Raw genomic sequence first — 19,437 nt, 5'->3', positions numbered from 1 at the left:
AGAACGGGGCTTGATGGCTCCTCCCGCTGGCTACGCCTACGACGACAATCCGTTCAAGCTCGAGAACCCATCCATCCTCGACATCGCTCCGCCGGAGCCGAAGTCCGTGGAGGACACGGGGCTCAAGATGGGCATCCTGTCCGACATCGCCCTGAAGTACCTCTATTACACGGGGACGGGCACGGGCATGGGCATCGCGGACGAGATGCGCCTGCCCTGGCCGGGCGTCATCGAGCACGTGGTGGACTTCATCGCCACCGAGAAGCTCGTGGACCTGCGCGGCGGCAAGGGCTTCGGCCGCGCGTCGGTGGAGTTCATCCTGTCGGAGAAGGGCCGCGAGTACGCGCGCGACGCGCTCAGCCGCAACACGTACGTAGGCCCCGCCCCGGTGCCCATCGAGCAGTACAACGCCCTCATCACCAGCCAGACGGAGGAGACGCCCGTCGTCAGCCAGGAGGAGCTGGTGATGGCGCTCAGCCACCTCACCGTCCCCGCCGAGCTGATGGACAAGCTGGGCCCCGCGGTGAACTCCGGCCGCTCCCTGTTCCTCTATGGCGCCCCCGGCAACGGCAAGACGAGCCTGGCCGAGGCGGTGTCGAACATGTTCGGCGGCGAGGTGTTCGTCCCCCACTGCCTGGAGATTGGCAACCAGATCATCCAGGTCTACGACCGGCTCATCCACACCCCGGTGGCCCTGGAGGTCGGCCGCGACGCCACCGGGCGACGGCAGACCTTCGAGATGGACAACCGGTGGATGCTCTGCCGCCGGCCCTCCGTCGTCGTGGGCGGCGAGCTGACGCTGGCCATGCTGGACCTCATCTACTCGGAGAGCACCCGCTTCTACGAGGCCCCGTTCCAGGTGAAGGCCAACGGCGGCATGCTCCTCATCGACGACTTCGGCCGCCAGAAGGTCCACCCCACGGACCTGCTCAACCGGTGGATCGTCCCCCTGGAGAAGCGGGTGGACTTCCTCACCCTCCACACCGGCAAGAAGTTCGAAATCCCCTTCGACCAGCTCCTCGTCTTCTCCACCAACCTGGACCCCAAGGAGCTGGTGGACGAGGCCTTCCTGCGCCGCATCAAGTACAAGATTGAGGTCGGAAATCCCGACGAAGAGGCTTACCGGGAAATCTTCAGCCGCGTCTGCGAGGCAGCGGGAATCCCGTACGTTGACCAGGCCGTGACGTACCTCATCGAGCACTACTACAAGCCCCGAAGCATGGAGCTGCGCTCGTGCCACCCCCGGGACCTGGTGAGCCTCATCCGGGACGCCGCCCGCTACCGGCAGATACCTCCGGCGCTCTCCAAGGACCTGCTCGACCAGGCGTGCGAGGTGTTCCTCGTCAATCTGTGATGATTTCGTTGTTACAACTGCGCGGAATTTCTAGAATCCACGCGCCGTTGTACCGCTCGGCCGCATGCTTCGAGTACCGCCCGCGGCGGACCCGCAGCGAGAAGGAGCCGCAGTCCGTGAAGGAACGCTACCAGGACATCGACGAGAAGAACGAGACGCTGCGCGGGTACCTCGACATCTACAAGGACAAGCCAGACGGGCGCGAGTTCGTCGACAAGCTCGAGATGTCGTGGATCTACCACGATGCCGCGCTGGAAGGAGTCGTCTACACCCATCAGGAGCTGATGGCGGCGCTCTTCCCGCATAAGACCAGCGCGGAGGCCTCGATGATTCCCGTGGTCCTCGAGATCCGGAATCACAAGGCCGTCTGCGACTACATCCGCGAGGAGGCGGCGGGCGCCAAGAAGCAGGCGCAGATCACGCTGACCACCATCAAGCGGATGCACGACCTCTTCCTGGGCAACACGCCCGAGGCCCAGTCGGAGCGCGCGCGCATGGAGCGCCGCGAGCGCACCGAGAAGGAGCTGGCCAAGGAGCGCGAGCGGTCCGGCCTGCGCAAGGACATGCCGCTGCACCGCACGTACTTCCACGACATCGCCCAGCCGTCGAAGATCCAGGCGGAGCTGGAGAAGCTCGTGGACTACACGGCCAGCGCCGAGTTCCGCGAGTTCCATCCCATCAAGCAGGCGGCCACGGTCCAGCACAAGTTCGTGCAGATCTTCCCCTTCACCGAGCACAGCGGGAAGGTGGGGCGCATGTGCAGCAACCTCATCCTGCTGCGCAACGGCTACATGCCCGCCGTCATCCACTCCATCGACCGGCAGCGCTACTACGAGTCCTTCCGGGGCCCGGCGTCCGCGTTCCGCACGGTGCTGATGGACGCGATGGAGAACTCGCTCGACAACGGCGTGAAGTACTTCCGGGACCTGGGCCGCAAGTACAAGGCCCTGAACGGCTAGGTCCCACCGGCATGCCTCCGGCCCATGCATGGCGCCCCCTTCGCGGGGGCCGTGCGTGCGTGGGCATGCGCGGCGTCCCGTAACCCCCTGTGCGCCCGTGCTGGCCCGGCGAGGGAGCACGCGGGCTCACGCCCCTCCCGTACCTCGTGAAGGATGCAGGGTCCGTCGACACCATTGATGTGTTGGCAACAGACCCCGGATTCTCGAATCCCACGACGGGAGGAAGTAAGAAGAATACCCATGCCCGTGACACAGTCCTTCAACAGCCGCCGCGGAACCGGAAACTCGGGAGGCGAGCTGACGGAGCCCCCGCCAGCGCGACTGGCGCATCTGCCTGCGCGCGACAAGCTGGACCGGCTCCTGCGTGTGGCGGGTGGCCATGAGAAGGCCCTCATCCTCACGCACGACAACCCGGATCCGGACTCGCTGGCGGCGGCGGTGGCGCTCGCCCACCTGCTCGAGCGGAAGGCGGGCGTGGAGGCGCACGTCGGCTACGGCGGCATCATCGGCCGGGCGGAGAACATCGCCTTCGTGAGGGTGCTGCGCCTGCCCATCTCCCACGTGTCGGAGCTCGACTTCGACGAGTACGACCTCTTCGGGCTCGTGGACACGCAGCCCAAGGTAGGCAACCACTCGCTGCCCGCGCGGCTGGAGGCGCACCTGGTGGTGGACCACCACCCGCTGCGACAGGAGAGCCTGGAGGCCCCCTTCGCGGACGTGGGCGGCGACTTCGGCGCCACGTCCACCATGCTGGTGGAGTACCTGCGCGCCGCGCGGATGGAGCCCTCGGTGGAGGTGGCCACCGCCCTCTTCTACGGCATCAAGGCGGACACCCGCGACCTGGGCCGCGAGACGACGCCCGTCGACGTGGACAGCTACCTGTGGCTGTTCCCGCGCATGGACAAGACGCTGCTGGCGCAGATTGAACACCCCGAGCTGCCGGCGCGGTACTTCCAGCTGTACCACACGGCCTACGAGCGGGCGAAGGTGTACGGCACCGCCATCGTCACCGACCTGGAGGAGGTCTACTCCCCGGACATGGTGGCGGAGGTGGCCGAGCGGCTGATGTTCCTCGAGGGCATGAAGTGGTCGCTGGCCTTCGGCACCTACCGCAACCAGCTCTTCCTCAGCCTGCGGGTGAAGGACCGGCGGATGAACGCGGGGCGCCTCATCCGCGAAATCTGCGAGGGCTACGGCGGCTCGTCCGGTGGCCACGGCAGCATGGCCGGCGCGCGGCTCCCCCTGTCGGGCAAGCTGGCGCAGCGCAAGGCGCTCAAGCGCGAGCTGGTGTCGAAGTTCCTCGAGGCCTTCGGCGTCGAGGACGAGCGTCCGGTGTCGCTGCTGTACGCCCAGGACTCGTGACGTACTGGGACTACAACGCGACCGCGCCGGTGCGCCCGGAGGTGGCGTCGCTGCTGGCGCGGGCCTTCGCCTCGGGCGGCTTCGGCAATGCCTCCAGCGTGCACCAGGAGGGCCGCGCGGCCCGGGCGCGGCTGGACGCGGCGCGAGCGAAGGTGGCCCGGCTGCTCGGCTGCGAGCCCAAGGAGGTCAGCTTCACCGGCTCCGGCAGCGAGGCGAACGCGCTGGCGCTGATGGGCGCCTGGCATGCACGGCCGCATCCCGAGCGGCGGCGCGTGGTGACGTCCGCCATCGAGCACCCCGCCCTGCTGGCCGCGGCGGCGCAGCTGGAGCGCGACGGCGCGGACGTCGTGCGCGTGGCGCCGGGCCCGGATGGACGCGTGCGCGAGGCGGACGTGCTCGAGGCCCTGACGCCAGACACGGCGCTGTGCTCGTTGATGTGGGCCAACAACGAGACGGGCGTGCTGCAACCCGCGAGGGACATCGCGCGCGCCTGCCGGCAGCGCGGCGTGCTGTTCCACACGGACGCGGTGCAGGCGGCGGGCAAGGTGCCCCTGTCGTTGCGCGAGGTGGACGCCGACCTCCTATCGCTCGCCGCGCACAAGTTCGGCGGGCCTCCGGGCGTGGGCCTGCTGGTGGTGCGCAAGAGCGTGGACGTGCGCGCGCTGACGCCAGGGCACCAGGAAGGTGGCCGCCGTGGCGGGACGCAGAACGTGCCCTTCGCGGAGGCCCTGGCCCTGGCCCTGGAGCTGGCAACGGCCGAGCAGCCGGAGACGGCGGCGCGGCTGACGGCGCTGCGAGACGCCTTCGAGCGTGAGGTGCGCAGCGCCCTGCCGGGCGTGCACGTGAATGGCGACGGCGCGCCGCGCGTGCCCAACACCAGCAACCTGCGCTTCGAAGGCGTCGAGGGTGAGGCGCTGCTCATCGCGCTGGACCTGGACGGTATCTGCGTGTCGTCCGGCGCCGCGTGCGCGTCGGGAACGCTGACGCCCTCACACGTGCTGCGGGCCATGGGCCTCACCGCGGCCGAGGCCCGTGGCAGCCTGCGCTTCAGCCTGGGGCCCGGCACGACGGAGGCGGACGTGGAGCGCGTGGTCTCCGCGCTCCGCGAGCATGTGCCGAACGTGCGCGCGCTCTGACGATTCCTGACAGTCCGCTGTCACGGCGGACGTGCAGGGTCCTCCTGTCTACCCGAGCCGGTCCAGGAGGACTTTCATGAAGCTCTACTTCCATCCCATGTCTGGAAACTCGCGCCGCGTGCTGCTCGTGGCCACCCACCTCGACGTGCCCCTCGAGCGCGTCCTCGTCGATCTGCCCCGGGGCGAGCAGCGCGGGGAGGCGCACCTGGGCCGCAACCCCAATGGGAAGGTCCCGGTCCTCGATGACGACGGCTTCATCCTGTGGGAGTCGCGCGCCATCATGGCGTACCTGGCCGACAAGACGCCGGGGCAGACCCTGCTTCCCACGGACGCCCAAGGCCGCGCGGATGTGAACCGTTGGCTCTTCTGGTGCGCCATGCACATGGCCCCGGCGGCATCCATCATCGTCTTCGAGAACTTCGTAAAGCCACTGACGGGCGGCCAGACGGACGCCGCCGAAGTCGCGCGGGGGGAGGCACTCTTCGCGCAGCATGCGCCGCTGCTGGACGCGCACCTTGCGAGCAGGACCTGGGTCGCCCAGGAGCGTCTGACCCTCGCGGACTTTTCCCTGGCCGCGGCGTTCGCTCTTGCTGGCCCGGCGCGCCTGCCGCTCGGTGGCTACGCCAACATCCAGGCCTGGCGCGAACGCGTGCAGGCACTCGATGCGTGGAAGCGCACCGAGCCGTCAGCTCCTCGCGGCTGACCAGTCGCTCGCATCAGCGGCGCCCCGCGCGATGGGCGTTCGCGGGTACAGGACACTCTCGATTTCCTGTCGGCCGTGAAGGAGCGCGCGGTGCGCGCCGCTGGCTCACCACTCCTGCTCGGGCAGCGACTGCTCGCGCACATCCTCATCCGGCTGGCCGTAGCCGGGCATCCCATCCTCCCGGGCCTCTTCGGCCTTGGACATCCGCTTGCGCTCGGACGCCTCTCCCGTGCGCTCGGACGCGTCCTTCTCTGTCTTCGGTTGCTTGGGCTCGGTCGCCATCTGCATTCCTCCCCCGCGCGACGGCGCGCGTCGGAAGGAAAGGTCGTCATCGCGATGGCCCGCGGGCAGGGCGCGACAGATGGGGCGGTGCCGCGCTCGCTCCCCTACCCCGCGCGCGAGCCCGGCGTCGGCGGGGCGCCATTCGCCGGGGACACGGTGGGCGTCTCGTCGCTGGCACCGAAGAGCCCGCGCACCACGGCGGCAATCGCCAGCGGGGTCCCCACGCGCTCGTCATAGTGCGGCGTCAGCGCCTGGGCGAAGGCCTCGGCCGATGGGAACCGGTCCTCGGGTCGCTCCGCGAAGGCCCGCGCCACCACCGCCTCCAGCGCCTCCGGGACGTCGGGCCGCAGCTCGCGCAGGGGCCGGTACTGCCGGGCGCGGATGGCGCCGAAGACGGCATCCGGCGTGGCGCCGGTGAAGGGCCGCTCCAGCGTCAGCAGCTCGTAGAGGACCACGGTGGCCGCCCACAGGTCGGCCTCCGGGCTCACCTCGCCGAGCAACGACTCCGGGGACAGGTAGTACGGCTTTCCCAGCACGTCCCCGCCCTGGAGCTTGCCGTCCACCAGTACGCGGGACACGCCGAAGTCGCCCAGCTTGATTTCGCCCACCCGGGAGATGAAGAGGTTGGACGGCGACACGTCGCAGTGGACGATGCCCAGCCGTTCCCCCTGAGGCCCCGTGGCCGAGTGCGCGTAGGCGAGCGCCTCCAGCAGCACCTTGCCCAGGTACACCGCGAAGTCGAGCGGCAGCGGAATCCCGCGCACCTTGCAGCGCCGGAGGATCTGCCCCAGGTCGCGGCCGTCCACCAGCTCCATCACGATGAAGTAGATGCCCTCCAGCGCGCCGGCATCGAGCACCGTGACGATGTTCGGGTGGTGGAGCTGCTTGGACAGCTGCGCCTCGCGGGCGAAGAGCGCCACCGACTCCGGGTCTCGCGTCAGCGCGGGCAGCAGCCGCTTGAGCGCCACCGTCCAACCCTCGCGCGGGCCGGACAGCACGCGCGCCCGATACACCTCCGCCATGCCGCCTTTGCCGAGCACGGACAGGACTTCATAGTTGCCGAAGACCCGGGTGGCCTTCTGCGGCGGAGGCGACTGACTCACGGCGTGGTGTTTCCGGCCCCCGCCGGGGCGCGAACCGGCCCCCGCTTCCGGGCCCGCTGCTGCTGGATGAGCGCCTCGATGTCCTTCAGTTCCTCCCGCAGCGCCTGCTCCGCCACGGCCTCCGACGTGCGGCCCGCCGGCGTCCACCCCATCTCGAACGCCTTGCGCAACGCCTCGCGGGAGCGCGCGCGGCTGCCCTCGCGCTGGTACGCGTAGGCCAGCCACAGGTGGACGTCCGCGCGGCCCAGCGCGCGGCCCGCCTCCAGCGTCTTCACCGCCCGGGCCACGTCATTCAGCGCGAGCTGGCTGGCGCCCAGCCCCACCACCGCGGAGGCATTGCGCGGGTCCTTCTGCAGCGCCAGCTCGAAGTGCCGCAGCGCCACCGCCGCGTTCCCCGCCAGGAGCTGCCGCTGCCCCTCCTCCAGGGACGAGACCTCCGCCTGCCGCCCCAGTCCCGCCGCCACCAGCGCCGCCGAGGAGCCCGCGCCATCCGAGGAGGCCACGGCCGTGGCCGCCGCGGGGCGCGCCGGCTCCAGGGCCTCCGCCTCACGGGACAGGGGCCGCAGGAGCAGCAATGTGTCGTTCTTCAACACCGGCGACCGGCACCCCTCCTTCAACCGGAAGAGCGCCGTCATCACCCCGTCTTCCGGGTTGAACACGACGAGCGCTGGCTGACGGACCTGCGGCTCACAATGCGGCCCCGTTTGGCAGAGCAACACCTGGCCCACCAGGACGTTGTCCTGGAACTCGCCAGAGAGCACTTCCGTATCCGGTTCGAAGGCGCAGGGACCACCGGTCGCGGTACCAACCAGCCGGTCTCCCTGCATTCGCATGGACACGGCGCCATAGAAGTCCCCTTGATAGGAGCTTGACACCGTGGGGGGTCCCGCCCACGCGAGGCCGGAGGCAACGGAAAGAACCGTCGCGAGACCCTTGTTCAATAGCGAGGGCGGCATATGTGGGTGGATTCGGGCTCTTTCCATCATAGAGGTCCCGTGCCTGCCTTGTAAACGCGCGAGGATGCCTTGACCCCGCCGCCCCCCATCCTTATCATTTCCAAAGACTCTGGCGGGATTTCCCAATAGATTCGAGGACTTGGTAGCACTGTAGCTTTGTTCAAGGGCTGTCCCCTGCGGGGCGCGTGATGCCCGGCAGAAATTCGAACCGATACGTCCATTCCGGGGTCCGTTTCGGTCTCCATGTGCAAGCCCTCCCCTCTCACGGGGGATGAGGGAAGCCTGCGGAGACATGACTTCGGTCCCCACCTGGCTTTTAGAGGGTTCAATGGACGCCGGGCACACGGCCATGCTGCGGGGGACTTTTTTTGCGGAGCGGCGTCGGTGAGCGAGACGGTGGTGGAAGAGGCGGCGGCGAGGAAGCAGACCCTTCGCGAGGAACTCACGGCGCGCCGGAAGGCGATGACGCCGGACCTCATCGATACGCGGGGTCTCAAGGTTCAGTCTCGGTTCCTGGCGGCGCCCTACTATCAGAAGGCGCGGACGGTGGCGCTCTACGCTCCCATTCGGGGAGAGGTGCCAACCCGGGATATCCTGATTGCGGCGCTGCAAGACGGCAAGATTGTCTGCTACCCGCTCTCACATGTTCACGGGCGGATACTCTCGTTCCGGGCCATCAAGTCGGAAAGCGAGCTGGAGCCGGGGCGGCTGGGGGTTCGGGAGCCCAGCAACTCCTCGGACCTCATCGCGGTGGATCAGATTGACCTCTTCGTGGTGCCGGGCCTGGGCTTCACCCGGGATGGCAAGCGGCTGGGGCGCGGGGGCGGTTACTACGACGCCACCCTCCGCGCGGCCAGCCAGCGCAGTCGTCGGGTGGGCCTGGCCTTCAATGACCAGGTCGTCCCGGTGCTGCCCACGACTGGGGATGACGTCGACATGGACCTGGTCGTAACGGAGTCCGAGTCCCTGCGCGGCCTGTACCGCGACTGGGACTTCCTCGATACGTGAAAGTCCTCTTCATGGGAGACGTGGTGGGCCGCCCGGGACTCCAGGCGGTCCGCACGCTCCTCCCGAGGGTCCGCGCCGAGCACGGCGTGGACGTGGTGGTCGCCAACGCGGAGAACAGCGACCAGGGCTCGGGCATCACCTCAGAGACGGCCCACTACCTGCTCGACAGCGGCGTCCAGCTGCTGACGAGCGGTAATCATTTCTACTCCAAGAAGGCCATCCTCCCCTGGGTGAAGGAGCATCCGGACCTGCTGCTGCGTCCGGCCAACTACCCCAAGGGTACGCCGGGCAAGGGCCACGGCGTGGTGAAGCTGCCGGACGGCCGCGCGCTGGGCGTCATCAACCTGGAGGGGCGCGTCTTCATGCGCACCGAGGCCAGCCCCTTCGAGGTGGTGGAGGGACTGGTGGAGGAGCTGCGCCAGCAGACGCCCTGCATCCTGGTGGACATGCACTGCGAGGCCTCCAGCGAGAAGAACGCCATGGGCGTCCACCTGGACGGCCGTGTCTCGGTGGTGGTGGGCACGCACACGCACGTGCAGACGGCGGACGAGCGCGTGCTCCCCGGCGGGACGGCCTTCATCACCGACGTGGGCATGTGCGGACCGCTGGACTCGGTCATCGGGATGAAGAAGGAGTCCTCCCTGGCACGCTTCCTGGGCAAGACGGCGCCCTACGAGGTGGCGGAGCGGCTGGTGTACCTCCAGGGGGTGGTGGTGGACATCGATGACACCACGGGCCGGGCGCGGAGCATCCAGCGCGTGCGTGCGCACCTGCCAGGCACCTGAAACCCGGTGGAGGAAGTGCGTCCACGGCTGGCGCACTTCGGGTAGCTTGCGGCGTCATGAATCCGGACGCGCTGCGCAAGGCGACCCCCGAGGAACAGTTCGACGAAGTGACCCGTGGCACGGTGGACCTCCACTCGCCCGAGGACCTGAAGAAGAAGCTCCGGCACTCGTATGACACGGGCAAGCCGCTCATCATCAAGGCGGGCTTCGATCCAAGCCGTCCGGACCTGCACCTGGGCCACTCGCTGCTGCTCACGCGCATGCGGCGCTTCCAGGAGTTCGGCCACACGGTGGTGTTCCTCATCGGCGACTTCACGGGGTTGATTGGCGACCCGACGGGCCGCAACGCCACGCGCCCGGCGCTGACGCGCGACGAGGTGAAGGCCAACGCGGAGACCTACAAGAAGCAGGTCTTCAAGGTGTTGGACGAGGCGAAGACGCAGGTGCGCTTCAACTCCACCTGGCTGGACACGCTGGGGACGGAGGGGATGATCCGCCTGGCCTCGCGCTACTCGGTGCAGCGCATGCTGGAGCGCGACGACTTCAAGAAGCGCTTCCGCAGTGAGGTCTCCATCTCCATCCACGAGTTCCTCTACCCGCTCCTGCAGGGCTACGACTCGGTGGTGCTCAAGGCGGACGTGGAGCTGGGCGCCACGGATCAGCTCTTCAACCTGCTGGTGGGCCGCCAGCTCATGAAGGAAGAGGGCATGGCGCCCCAGGTCATCATGACCGGCCCCATCCTCGAGGGCCTCGACGCGAAGCTGGTGGAGGGGAAGATCTCCGGCGCGAAGATGTCCAAGAGCCTGGACAACTACGTGGGCATCGACGAGCCGGCGAACATCATCTTCGGCAAGTTGATGAGCATCACGGACGACCTGATGTGGCGGTACTACGAGCTGCTCTCCGCGAAGACGCGCAAGGAGCTGGCGGAGATGCGCGCCCAGGTGGAGTCCGGTGCGCTGCACCCCAAGGCCGCGAAGGTCGCCTTCGCGCAGGAGATGACCACGCGCTTCCATGGCGAGGAGGCCGGGAAGAAGGCCGCCGAGGACTTCGAGAAGCGCTTCGCGAAGAAGGAGCTGTCCGCGGACGAGCTCCCCCTGGTGGAGGTGTCGCTGGGGGGCGGGGAGAAGCTGCCGGTGACGAAGCTGCTGCCGGAGACGAAGCTGGTGGCGTCCGCCACCGAGGCGCGCAAGCTGATGGCGCAGGGCGGCGTGCGCGTCAACGGCGAGAAGGTGATGGACGCCAAGGCGGAGCTGGGCGCCGGTGAGTACACGGTGCAGGTGGGCAAGCTGAAGGCGGCCCGCGTGAAGCTCGGTTGAATCCCGGGCCGGTGACGGCCGTCGCAGGCGCAGGACGAGCCCCCCTGCCCCTCCTCGGAGGGGCACGGCGGGGACTGCTGTAGACTCCCGTGCGCCATGCGTCTTCCCCTCCCCTGTCTTGCCCTGCTGCTGAGCGTTTCGCTCCCGGCCCTTGCGGCCCGTGGCGTCTTCATGTCCGACGTCGCGGTGGACGCCGTCGAGCAGCCCGAGTCCCGCAAGGTCGTCTTCAACGTGGAGCCCGGGAGGCCCTACCCCCTGCTGAAGAAGGGCGGTCCCAACCGCGCCTGGTGCAAGCTGCAGGGTGCGTCCGCCGAAGGCTGGGTGCTGTGTGAAGGCGCGCCGGAGTCCACCGCTCCCGCCGCTCCGAGCGCGGCGGCGCTGGTGGCCGCGGACCGGTCGCGCCATGACCTGGACGAGGAGCAGGCGGGCCCGGCGAGCGCACGGGCCGTGAGCTGGAAGCCCGCCACCGGCTGCGCGACGACGTGTGACAGCGCGCCGTTGTTCGCGAAGCCGCCGCCCCTGTCGGCCATGGACCGCGAGGTGCTGGACCTGTGCCCCGCGCGCCCGGATGTCAGCGTGAGCGAAGGCGACGTCCGCCGCTTCATCACCCGCCACTATGACGACCCGCGCCTCCAGCGGGCACTGTCCGTGGCGGGCCGGCCCGGCGCGCGGCAGGCCAACATCGACTGGCTCACGGGCCTGTGGGTGAGCACCGGGCCACGCAACGCCTTCACCCACGTCTTCTGTGGCGACGACTGGCAGCGAGGCCCCATTGGCGGGCTGCACTTCCTCCCGCGCTACGCCCAGCTCGAGGCAGAGGGCCGCATCTGCTACCAGGGCCCGGCGCGCGGCAAAGCGGCCTTGAAGGGCGACGCGTACCTCATCCGGTTCAAGGGCGTGGCGCCCTGGTCCTGTGGCGAGAAGCGCATCGGCGGATTCTCGCGCTCGCCAGACGCGGTGGGCCTGGTGTCCATCGGCACACGGGCATTCGCCCGGTGCTGTGCGCGCGGCGGCGCGAAGAAGGAAGGCGGCGTGTACTCGGCGCCGGACCTGGGCGGGACGAACTGGCGCATCTGGTGCGGCACGCGCAATGGCACCTACGGCATCGCCACCCTCCACCCCACGGACGACAAGGCCACGTGCGGGGAGTGAGCCCGGGCTGAAGCGCCCACTCCCCTCGGTGGACCGCGCTACTGCGCCGCGCCCACCGTGAGCACCGCCCCGCTCGAGTACGCGGTGAACTCCGGCGCGTACATGGACTGCACGGTGGCGGGGCCCACCTTGAACTGGCCGGCCATGTTGGCGCGCAGCCGGTACTTGAAGGTGTACTCACCGGCGGGCAGGTGCTCGAAGAAGAAGTTGGTGCCGGAGTCCCGCGTCTCCTCGTACCAGGCGATGCCCAAGTCCCACCGGTGGCGGGACTGCACGTTCTCCGGCTCCAGGCCCGCGGCGCGCGGGTCCCTCAAGTGCACGTACTCCGCCGCGTGCTTCGCGCGCAGGGACAGCTGCACCTCCACCTCGTCACCGGGCAGCACGACGGCGCCCTCGGCCAGCGGGACCAGCAGCGCCTCGCGGCCCTGGCGCTCGCGCAGGAAGTAGCGCCGCGACACCTGGAAGAAGTCGCCGCGCTCGCTGTCCGGCAGCTTCTCCGTGGAGAAGTGCCACGTCGCGGACGCGAAGGCGAAGCCCGGCGTCGTCTTCTCCACCACCACCGAGCTCATCGTCTCCGGGTTCAGCTCCGGCCCGGGCACGACGACCTGGTTCTTCTTGCCCGTGTACTCGTCCGGCGCGAAGGACATGCGCACCACGCGTGGCCCCACCGTCACCTGCGCGTCCTCGCGCACGCCCAGCGCGCCTTCCGCCTGGAGGTACTTCACCAGCGCGTAGAGCGCCTCCGCCGTCGCGCGGGTGGACTTCCAGTGGTTGAGCTTCTTGTCCAGCAGCAGCCACTGGACCAGGCCCTCGCGGCGGGCGTCCTTCGGACTCAGCTCCGTCAGCGTGCGCAGCGCGAAGGCATGCGTCTCCGTGGTGTCGTTGTACCAGAGCCAGCTCCGGTCCTCCTGCGCCCAGTAGGTGCCCAGCTCGGGGCTCGTCTTCGCCGAGTCCATGACGCTCTCCCAGACACGGCTTGCGTCCGCGCCGCGCCCCGCGCGCTTCAGCGTCAGCGCCAGGTAGCCCTTGAGGTAGGGCGAGTGCTGCTTCCAGTGCTTGTAGCTGAACGCGAGCATGCGCTCGCGCTCCGCCGCGGTGAGGGCCTCCCCGGTGTACCGCTCGTTCGGATACGCGGAGGCCGTGTAGTTGAGGAAGGTGAGGAACTCCCAACCTCGGTCCTCCTTCATCAGCTTCGTCGCGTACTCCTCGCGGAAGTGCCTCGCCAGGTAGCCCCAGGCGCCGCGGGTGATTTCCGGCGGGACTTCCACGCCGAACTCCATCGCGCGGGAGAGGCCATGCACGATGTAGAGCGTCATGTACGGCGACGGCGGACCGCCTGGCCACCAGGGGAAGCCGCCGCTGGACGTCTGCGCCTTGCGGAGCTTCGCCAGCGCGGCCGTGCGCTCGGCGGCCGCGACCTTCGGGTCCAACACCTTCACCAGCCCGGCCTCCGGCCCCGCGCCGCCCTTCGCCAGCTCCAGCCAGGGCGTCTCCTCCAGCGCCATCTTCCGGTTGGGGTCCACCGCGTCCCACGTCTCCAGCTGGCTGGGGCGCTCGCTCAATTGCTTGGCCATCCGCGCCACCGACGGGTACTGCCCGTACAGGCTGGCCAGGATGCCCGTGGACACGAAGCGGTTGAGCGTCTGCTCCGTGCACTCGTAGGGATAGTTCACCAGGTACGGCAGCGCCTGGAGCGCCGAGTAGAACAGCTGCGTATCCACGGTGACGACCAGCTGCTCGTTCACCCGCGTCGGGTCGCCGCCCGCGCGCAGGTCCTCGAACCGCATCGTCTTGGCGTCCTTGCCCTTCAGCGTCACGAAGCGCGACTGCGCCAGGTGCATCCGGCCCGGCAGCAGCGGCAGCGGGCGCAGCTCCCCATCGCTGTGATTCTCCGCGCGGGCCTCCACGCGGAACGCCACGCTCCCCACCCGCGTGGGCGTGGTGAGCGGGAATCGGAGGCGTGTCCCCTTCCCCGCCGCCACGGTGAAGGCCTGTGAGGCCTTCCGGACGCCGAAGTCCGGCAGCACGCTCTGCTGCGTCTCCACGTCCAGGATGTCCAGCGTGAGCGTGCCCTGCATCGGGCGCGACGCCGCGTTGTTCACCATCACCTCCAGCACCGCGCGGTCCCCTTCCCGCAGGAAGCGCGGCACGTAGGGGCGCACCATCAGCTCCTTCACGCTGCGGGAGGTCCGCTGCAACGCGCCGCCCTTCAAGTCCCGGGTGAGGGCATGGACCCAGACGCTCCACGCCGTCACCGAATCAGGCACGGTGAACTCCAGCGTCGCCGAGCCATCCGCTCCGGTGAGCACCTGGGGCAACCAGAACGCCGTCTCCGCGAAGTTGGAGCGCAGGGACTGCGGAGCCTCCGCGCTCGGACTTCCGCTGCCAAAGCCAGCTTCCGTGTCCGCCGCCATCTTCGCCTCCGCGCGGGCAGGCGCCTTGGAGGCCGGCGGGGGCGGCGGCGCGCCAGGAGCCGGGGCCGCGGCCAGGGCCATGGCGGCCTGCGGCATTGACTCCTGCCTGCCCCCGCGCATCATCGGCCGGATCCGCCGCCGCCCCGGGCCTCCCAGCCCCGCGCCCTCCTCGAAACGCAGGGCGTCCGGCTCGGGCTGGGACCAGCTCGCCACCTCGCCATAACGGTCGTTCACCAACCACTGTGTGTCACTCAGGCCCACCGACGGCTGCATGTCCATGTAGGCATGCCGCTGGGGGTACAGTGACGCCACGCTGGGAGGCGTCTGCTTCGCGAACAGGTCCAGGGACTGGTCATACATGTACGCGAGCAGCTCGGCCGTGCCCGCCTCCACCTTCGCGCCCTTCGGGCCACGCACCGTCACCCGCCACGTCTCCTTCCCGCCCGGGCGCAGCGTGTCGCGGAACGTGGCGAACTCCAGCTGCAGCTCCTTGTCGTCCCAGGGCACGAAGAGGGCCTTCGAGAAGCTCAGGTACTGGTAGTCCCGCACCGTGGACAGCACCACGGTGAAGCCGCCGCGCAGCTCCGCCGTCACCGGCACCTCCACCACGCCGGAAGACTGGCCCGCGGTGAGCTTGCGCCGGGAGACGCGCCGCTCTCCCTGGTAGATGTCGAGCACCAGCGGCTGCCCCTTGAACCCGGAGACGGCCATCAGCCGCGCCACCTCTCCCACCCGCACCGTCTCCTTCTCGGCCACCAGCGCCGCGGGCACCGCGACGGGCGTCGTCTTCCCGGCCACCAGCAGGTCGCGCCCCACGGTGTACGTCTGACCGAACGCGTCCGTCGTCTCGTAGTGCAGGCGATACGCCCCTGCCTTGAGCGGCGGCAGCTTCAGCACGGCCAGCCCTTGCGCGTCGTGCGCCACCGCGCCCGCCGCCTGCTCGGCCCCATCCGCCCAGCGTCGGATGGTGGCGTCCGGCGAATACGACTCGAACCACCGGGGACGCTGCGCATCTCCAGGCGTGGGGGTGAAGACCGCCTCGGGGTCCTTGTACTCCGGCAGGTCGTAGGGCTCCTCGGCGGGCAGGAGGGGCTGCGCGGGCTGATTCAGCGACACCAGCCGCCACTTGCCCGGGCCCGGCTGTGGCGCGCCGTCCAACGTGGCGCGCGTCAGCCGGACCTCAGCCGCGGTACCTTCCGGGATGAACCCCGTGTCCAGGTCCACGCGCGTCTCCACGGCGACGAAGCCCAGCCGGAAGGACCGGCTGGCCGAGCGCGTCTCCCCGCCCTCGTCCGTCGCGTCCGCCTCGATGCGGTAGCTCCACGTCAGCCCCGGCGTGGCCGCGGACCGCTCATCCGCCTCGGGCGTGAAGCCGATGGTGAAGCCACCATCCGCGCCCAGCGACGACGTCCCCGTCGCTACCACCTGGCGCTCCCTGGCCCCGGGCCGCGAGCCGCCCCACCACCACCAGGGGAGCACGGGCTCGCGGAACGCACGCCACCGCACGGTGCCGGACGTCACCGGCATGCCGAAGTAGTAGCGGGCCTCGCCTTGGAACGTCGCGGGCCGGTTGAGGCGCAGCGGCGCCTTCGCGTCCTTCAGCGTCACCTCGAAGGTGGGCCGCTTGTACTCCTCCACGCGAATCGCCGCGCTGCCGCCCGCGCTCACACGCACGGACCACGCGCCCAGCATGCGGCCGGTGGGAATGGTGAATTCGCCCGCGGCGGAGCCGAAGTCGTTGGTGCGGACCTCCCGCGACTCCACCACCTGATGGTTCGGGTCGACCAGCGCCACCTGGAGCGGATGGTTCGCCAGCGTCTGGTAACGCGCCTGCGCTCCCTGGCCGCTGTAGGCCACGGCCTTCCACTGCACCTTCTGCTGGGGCCGGTACACCGCGCGGTCGGTGAAGACGAGCGAGGAATGGACCTCGCCTCGCTCATGCCGCGTGTAGAACGGGTGATGGCCCGGGTGCAGCAGGGCGTCCCGCCCGCGGCCGGCCACCAGGACGAAGCTGCGGTAGCCCTCGCCTGGGGCCGCCTCGAAGGTGGCCGCGCCGTCCGCGTCCGAGGTGGCGCGCGACACCTCGCGGAAGCCGCGGCGGTAGTCCATCTGGATGAGGCGCAGGGGCACCTTCGGCACGGGCTCGCCGGTGTCGCCGTCCACCACGCGCACCTCCAGGACCTTCCCGCCCACGTTGCGCGTGACGAGCACCCAGGGCGTCACCGTCAGGTTCACCGCGACGATGCGGTTGTTCTTCTCGCGGAAGTCCTCATGGGCGGAAGCCGTGATGACGTACGTCCCCCGGGCCGTGAGCGGCGGCGTGACGAAGGTGCGGTGCTCCCGGAAGTCCTCCGTCTTCGGCAGCGGCACGCTCCACGTGGCCACCGGGCGCTGGCTCTTCACCAGGGCTTTCAGCGCCGCGCCTTCCGGCATGAGGATGTAGTCATCCGCCTGGGCCAGCCGCTTCTCCAGGTCGATGGAATACGCGCGGAAGTGCAGCATGGAGACGTTGCGGTGGGTGACCTGCACAGAGCGGCGCCGCGGCCCGTCCGAAAACTGGGAGCCCATGCTGAACTCGGGCGCCTCGATGGCGCTCAGGAGCGCCCGGCAACGCTGCGCGCCCTTGGACTCGGGGAACGTGGCCGAGCACGCCTTCGCCAGCGCATGGGCACGCACCGCGTGGTCCGCCGCGTTCTCCATCTCCGCGAGCTGGGCCTGCCCCATGGTCGACCAGGACAGGTCGCGGAACGCGGGCAGGAAGGCGGCCAGGTGCTGGCGGATGCGGGTCCGGTCCGACGCGTCCGTGAAGTGCCGGTGCAGCACCGCGTAGCGCTGCAGCCGGGCCTCCAGCGCCGACTCGCGCCGCCCCGCGCCCTGGTGCCACGCCTCCAGGTCCCCCAGCACCGCGGCGACCTTCACCAGCGGATGGACGCCGGGGTCCGTCAGCGCCGCCTTGGGCGTCCCCTCCAGGAGCGCTCCCAGGTCCAGGCGGTACACCTCATTGGCCTGCTCCGGCCGCCAGTGCGAGCTGTCCGCCAGCAGGTCCGCGCGCAGATAGGACACGGCATCCCGCAGCGTGGAGCGAAGCCCCACCGGGTAGGTGTTGGGCTTCACGTACTCGGCCAGCGCCTTCAGCGGCTCGCCGCCGAGCTGCTGCCGCTGCTTCCACACGTCCTCATAGGCCCGCTGCGCCTCGGTGAGGATCTCCTCGTACGTCCACAGCTTGAGGTCCACCGACCCGGAGGACGCCACGGACTCGCGCTGGCGCACCTCCCAGCCGTAGGCCTGCGCATACGTGACGAGCGCATTCGCGTAGAAGAGGTTCAGCGTCGCGCGGGGCAGCACGCCCTTGGGCCAGGGCGCTTCGCGCAGGAAGCGCACCGCCGTCTCGTAGCCATGCAACGCGGTGCGCAACTGCACCGTGCGCACCAGGGCGCGCGTCCACTCGGCCTCGTCGCCCTGGACCTTCGCCTGCGTCAGGCGGGCCTCCGCGGCCTGGGCGGCGGCCTCCACCTTCTGCTCGTCGACCATCGCCTCGATGGCCTTCCACGACGGCGGTGCCTTGCCCTGCCCCAATACGGGCGAGGCCAGGAGGAGGAGGGACAACAGCCAGAAACGAACGAAAGGCGCGCGGGTCCAGGAGGTCCGGTGCATGGTGGCACTCTAGACACAGCCGGTCCCGCGAACGTTCCACAATGAACGTCAGCTTTCCCCGGAGGCCTCTGGCGCGCGGCGGCGGAGACCCACCAGGTAGACCTCCATGCTGGCGCCGCGCGTTGCTTCCGGGCGGACCACCTTCACCTCCTCGAAGTGGGTGCGCACCTGGTTGCGGAAGTCCTCGAAGTCGCCGCCCATGAAGACCTTGGCCACGAAGGACGAGCCGGGCCGGCCCCGTGCCACGGCCACCTCCAGCGCCTTGCCCGCCAGCCGCAGGCTGCGCGCCTCGTCGGTGGCCTTGATGCCGCTCGTCTTGGGCGCCATGTCGGAGATGACCGCGTCGAAGGGCCCGTCGTACATCGCGGCCAGCTTCGCGTCGAAGTCATCCGCGAGCACGTCCAGCACCGTCGTCTGCACGAAGGGCTGGCTGAAGGGACGGATGGGGACGATGTCCACGCCGATGACGCGCCCCTTCGGACCCACGGCGTCGGCCAGGATCTGGAGGAAGCCACCCGGCGCGGCGCCCAGGTCGAGCACGACGTGCCCCTTCTTCACCATGGGGAAACGCTTGATGAGCTCGTCGACCTTGAAGGCCGAGCGTGCCCGCAGGCCCTCTTGCTTGGCCTTCTGGAAATAGTGGTCTTTAGGACGGTAGGGCTTGCCCATGTCAGGGGGGCTCCCTAGCATCCGCTACTGTCTTCGGGAAGCCGGAGCAGTCACGGGTGTCACGACCCGTGCAACGGCCAGTCCGGAGGACGTTGGATGGGCACCACCCGGAGCGTGATGACGGCGCTTTGCATCTCCCTGCTGACGGCGGGAGGCGCGGCCTACTGCTACGTCCGAGCCGACGCCCTCCAGGTCCAGGGCCAGTGGCTGATGGAGCGCGGCACCGCCCAAGCGGAGGACTACGCGGAGCGGCTCGATGGCACCGCGGCGGACGCCCAGCTCAAGACGTTCGCCGAGCGCCGCGCCGTGCTGGAGAAGGCCCACGTGTGGCAGCGCGGCATGCTGCTGGGCGTGCTGGCCTCCGCGCTAGCCGCAGTGTGCGCGTACCTGCTGTTCCTGCTCAAGCGGCTGAATGACCAGCTGCTCGACGCCACGGGCAGCCACGCGGACGCACACGCGGAGCGGGAGCCCGCTCCCTCGGAGCACGTCCAGGCCCTGGCGCCCAGCCCCCTGCGCTGAACGCTCGCCGCGCGCGGCGGCACGCTGGCACAATGAAGGCCCCCGTCGGATTGGAGGAGGCC

General features: G+C 69.7%; 15 protein-coding genes and 1 other RNA gene. 11 read left to right on the top strand and 5 right to left on the bottom strand.

What is annotated here, in order from left to right:
• The first annotated feature begins 13 nt into the window (after positions 1–13).
• From VZL07_RS30025 to VZL07_RS30005, 5 genes are all read left to right on the top strand, one after another.
• Complete coding sequence (locus VZL07_RS30025; RefSeq protein ID WP_426751331.1) at positions 14–1,354, top strand: AAA family ATPase; 1,341 nt, start codon at positions 14–16, stop codon at positions 1,352–1,354.
• Positions 1,355–1,470: 116 nt separating this feature from the next.
• Positions 1,471–2,313, top strand: coding sequence for a Fic family protein (locus VZL07_RS30020; protein WP_426751329.1), 843 nt, complete (start codon positions 1,471–1,473; stop codon positions 2,311–2,313).
• 240 nt (positions 2,314–2,553) lie between these two features.
• Complete coding sequence (locus tag VZL07_RS30015; protein ID WP_426751327.1) at positions 2,554–3,675, top strand: DHH family phosphoesterase; 1,122 nt, start codon at positions 2,554–2,556, stop codon at positions 3,673–3,675.
• Positions 3,672–4,811: a cysteine desulfurase family protein gene (locus tag VZL07_RS30010; protein WP_426751326.1), complete on the top strand. Its 1,140-nt coding sequence runs from the start codon at positions 3,672–3,674 to the stop codon at positions 4,809–4,811. Before VZL07_RS30015 ends, VZL07_RS30010 begins: the two co-directional genes overlap by 4 nt.
• Before the next feature lie 76 nt (positions 4,812–4,887).
• The gene (locus VZL07_RS30005) at positions 4,888–5,514 is read left to right on the top strand and encodes a glutathione S-transferase family protein (RefSeq protein WP_426751324.1); all 627 of its coding nucleotides are present in this window, start codon (positions 4,888–4,890) and stop codon (positions 5,512–5,514) included.
• Positions 5,515–5,619: 105 nt separating this feature from the next.
• On the opposite strand, the gene VZL07_RS30000 is transcribed toward VZL07_RS30005, so the two are convergent.
• The 3 genes from VZL07_RS30000 to VZL07_RS29990 form a co-directional block, all read right to left on the bottom strand.
• Positions 5,620–5,796: a hypothetical protein gene (locus VZL07_RS30000; RefSeq protein ID WP_426751322.1), complete on the bottom strand. Its 177-nt coding sequence runs from the start codon at positions 5,794–5,796 to the stop codon at positions 5,620–5,622.
• Positions 5,797–5,900: 104 nt separating this feature from the next.
• Positions 5,901–6,899, bottom strand: coding sequence for a serine/threonine-protein kinase (locus VZL07_RS29995; protein WP_426751320.1), 999 nt, complete (start codon positions 6,897–6,899; stop codon positions 5,901–5,903).
• Positions 6,896–7,732 carry a tetratricopeptide repeat protein gene (locus tag VZL07_RS29990; RefSeq protein WP_426751318.1) on the bottom strand — a complete coding sequence of 279 codons (837 nt, stop codon included), beginning with the start codon at positions 7,730–7,732 and terminating at the stop codon, positions 6,896–6,898. Before VZL07_RS29990 ends, VZL07_RS29995 begins: the two co-directional genes overlap by 4 nt.
• A 291-nt stretch (positions 7,733–8,023) precedes the next feature.
• Here VZL07_RS29990 and ssrS point away from each other — a divergent pair.
• The 5 genes from ssrS to VZL07_RS29965 all read left to right on the top strand — a co-directional run bounded on the left by ssrS (position 8,024) and on the right by VZL07_RS29965 (position 12,119).
• Positions 8,024–8,220, top strand: a non-coding RNA gene (gene ssrS, locus VZL07_RS29985) — 6S RNA.
• 19 nt (positions 8,221–8,239) lie between these two features.
• Positions 8,240–8,863 (top strand): 5-formyltetrahydrofolate cyclo-ligase, encoded by a 624-nt coding sequence (locus tag VZL07_RS29980; protein WP_426751317.1) that lies wholly within the window; start codon positions 8,240–8,242, stop codon positions 8,861–8,863.
• Positions 8,860–9,648 (top strand): TIGR00282 family metallophosphoesterase, encoded by a 789-nt coding sequence (locus VZL07_RS29975; RefSeq protein ID WP_426751315.1) that lies wholly within the window; start codon positions 8,860–8,862, stop codon positions 9,646–9,648. Before VZL07_RS29980 ends, VZL07_RS29975 begins: the two co-directional genes overlap by 4 nt.
• A gap of 56 nt (positions 9,649–9,704) precedes the next feature.
• On the top strand, positions 9,705–10,967 hold the full coding sequence (gene tyrS / locus VZL07_RS29970; RefSeq protein ID WP_426751313.1) for a tyrosine--tRNA ligase: 1,263 nt from the start codon (positions 9,705–9,707) through the stop codon (positions 10,965–10,967).
• Positions 10,968–11,063: 96 nt separating this feature from the next.
• Positions 11,064–12,119, top strand: a complete 1,056-nt coding sequence (locus VZL07_RS29965; protein ID WP_426751311.1) for a hypothetical protein — start codon at positions 11,064–11,066, stop codon at positions 12,117–12,119.
• A gap of 38 nt (positions 12,120–12,157) precedes the next feature.
• Here VZL07_RS29965 and VZL07_RS29960 read toward each other — a convergent pair whose 3' ends face one another.
• Both VZL07_RS29960 and VZL07_RS29955 read right to left on the bottom strand, forming a co-directional pair.
• Positions 12,158–18,187, bottom strand: a complete 6,030-nt coding sequence (locus tag VZL07_RS29960; protein WP_426751309.1) for an alpha-2-macroglobulin family protein — start codon at positions 18,185–18,187, stop codon at positions 12,158–12,160.
• A gap of 48 nt (positions 18,188–18,235) precedes the next feature.
• Positions 18,236–18,877, bottom strand: a complete 642-nt coding sequence (locus VZL07_RS29955; RefSeq protein ID WP_426751308.1) for an SAM-dependent methyltransferase — start codon at positions 18,875–18,877, stop codon at positions 18,236–18,238.
• Between the two features lie 75 nt (positions 18,878–18,952).
• Between VZL07_RS29955 and VZL07_RS29950 the strand changes: the two genes are divergently transcribed.
• Complete coding sequence (locus VZL07_RS29950) at positions 18,953–19,375, top strand: hypothetical protein (protein ID WP_426751307.1); 423 nt, start codon at positions 18,953–18,955, stop codon at positions 19,373–19,375.
• The last annotated feature ends 62 nt before the right edge of the window (positions 19,376–19,437 follow it).

Source organism: Pseudomyxococcus flavus (assembly GCF_050038885.1).
Lineage (GTDB): Bacteria > Myxococcota > Myxococcia > Myxococcales > Myxococcaceae > Myxococcus > Myxococcus flavus.
This window is presented reverse-complemented; position numbering and strand designations above follow the sequence as displayed.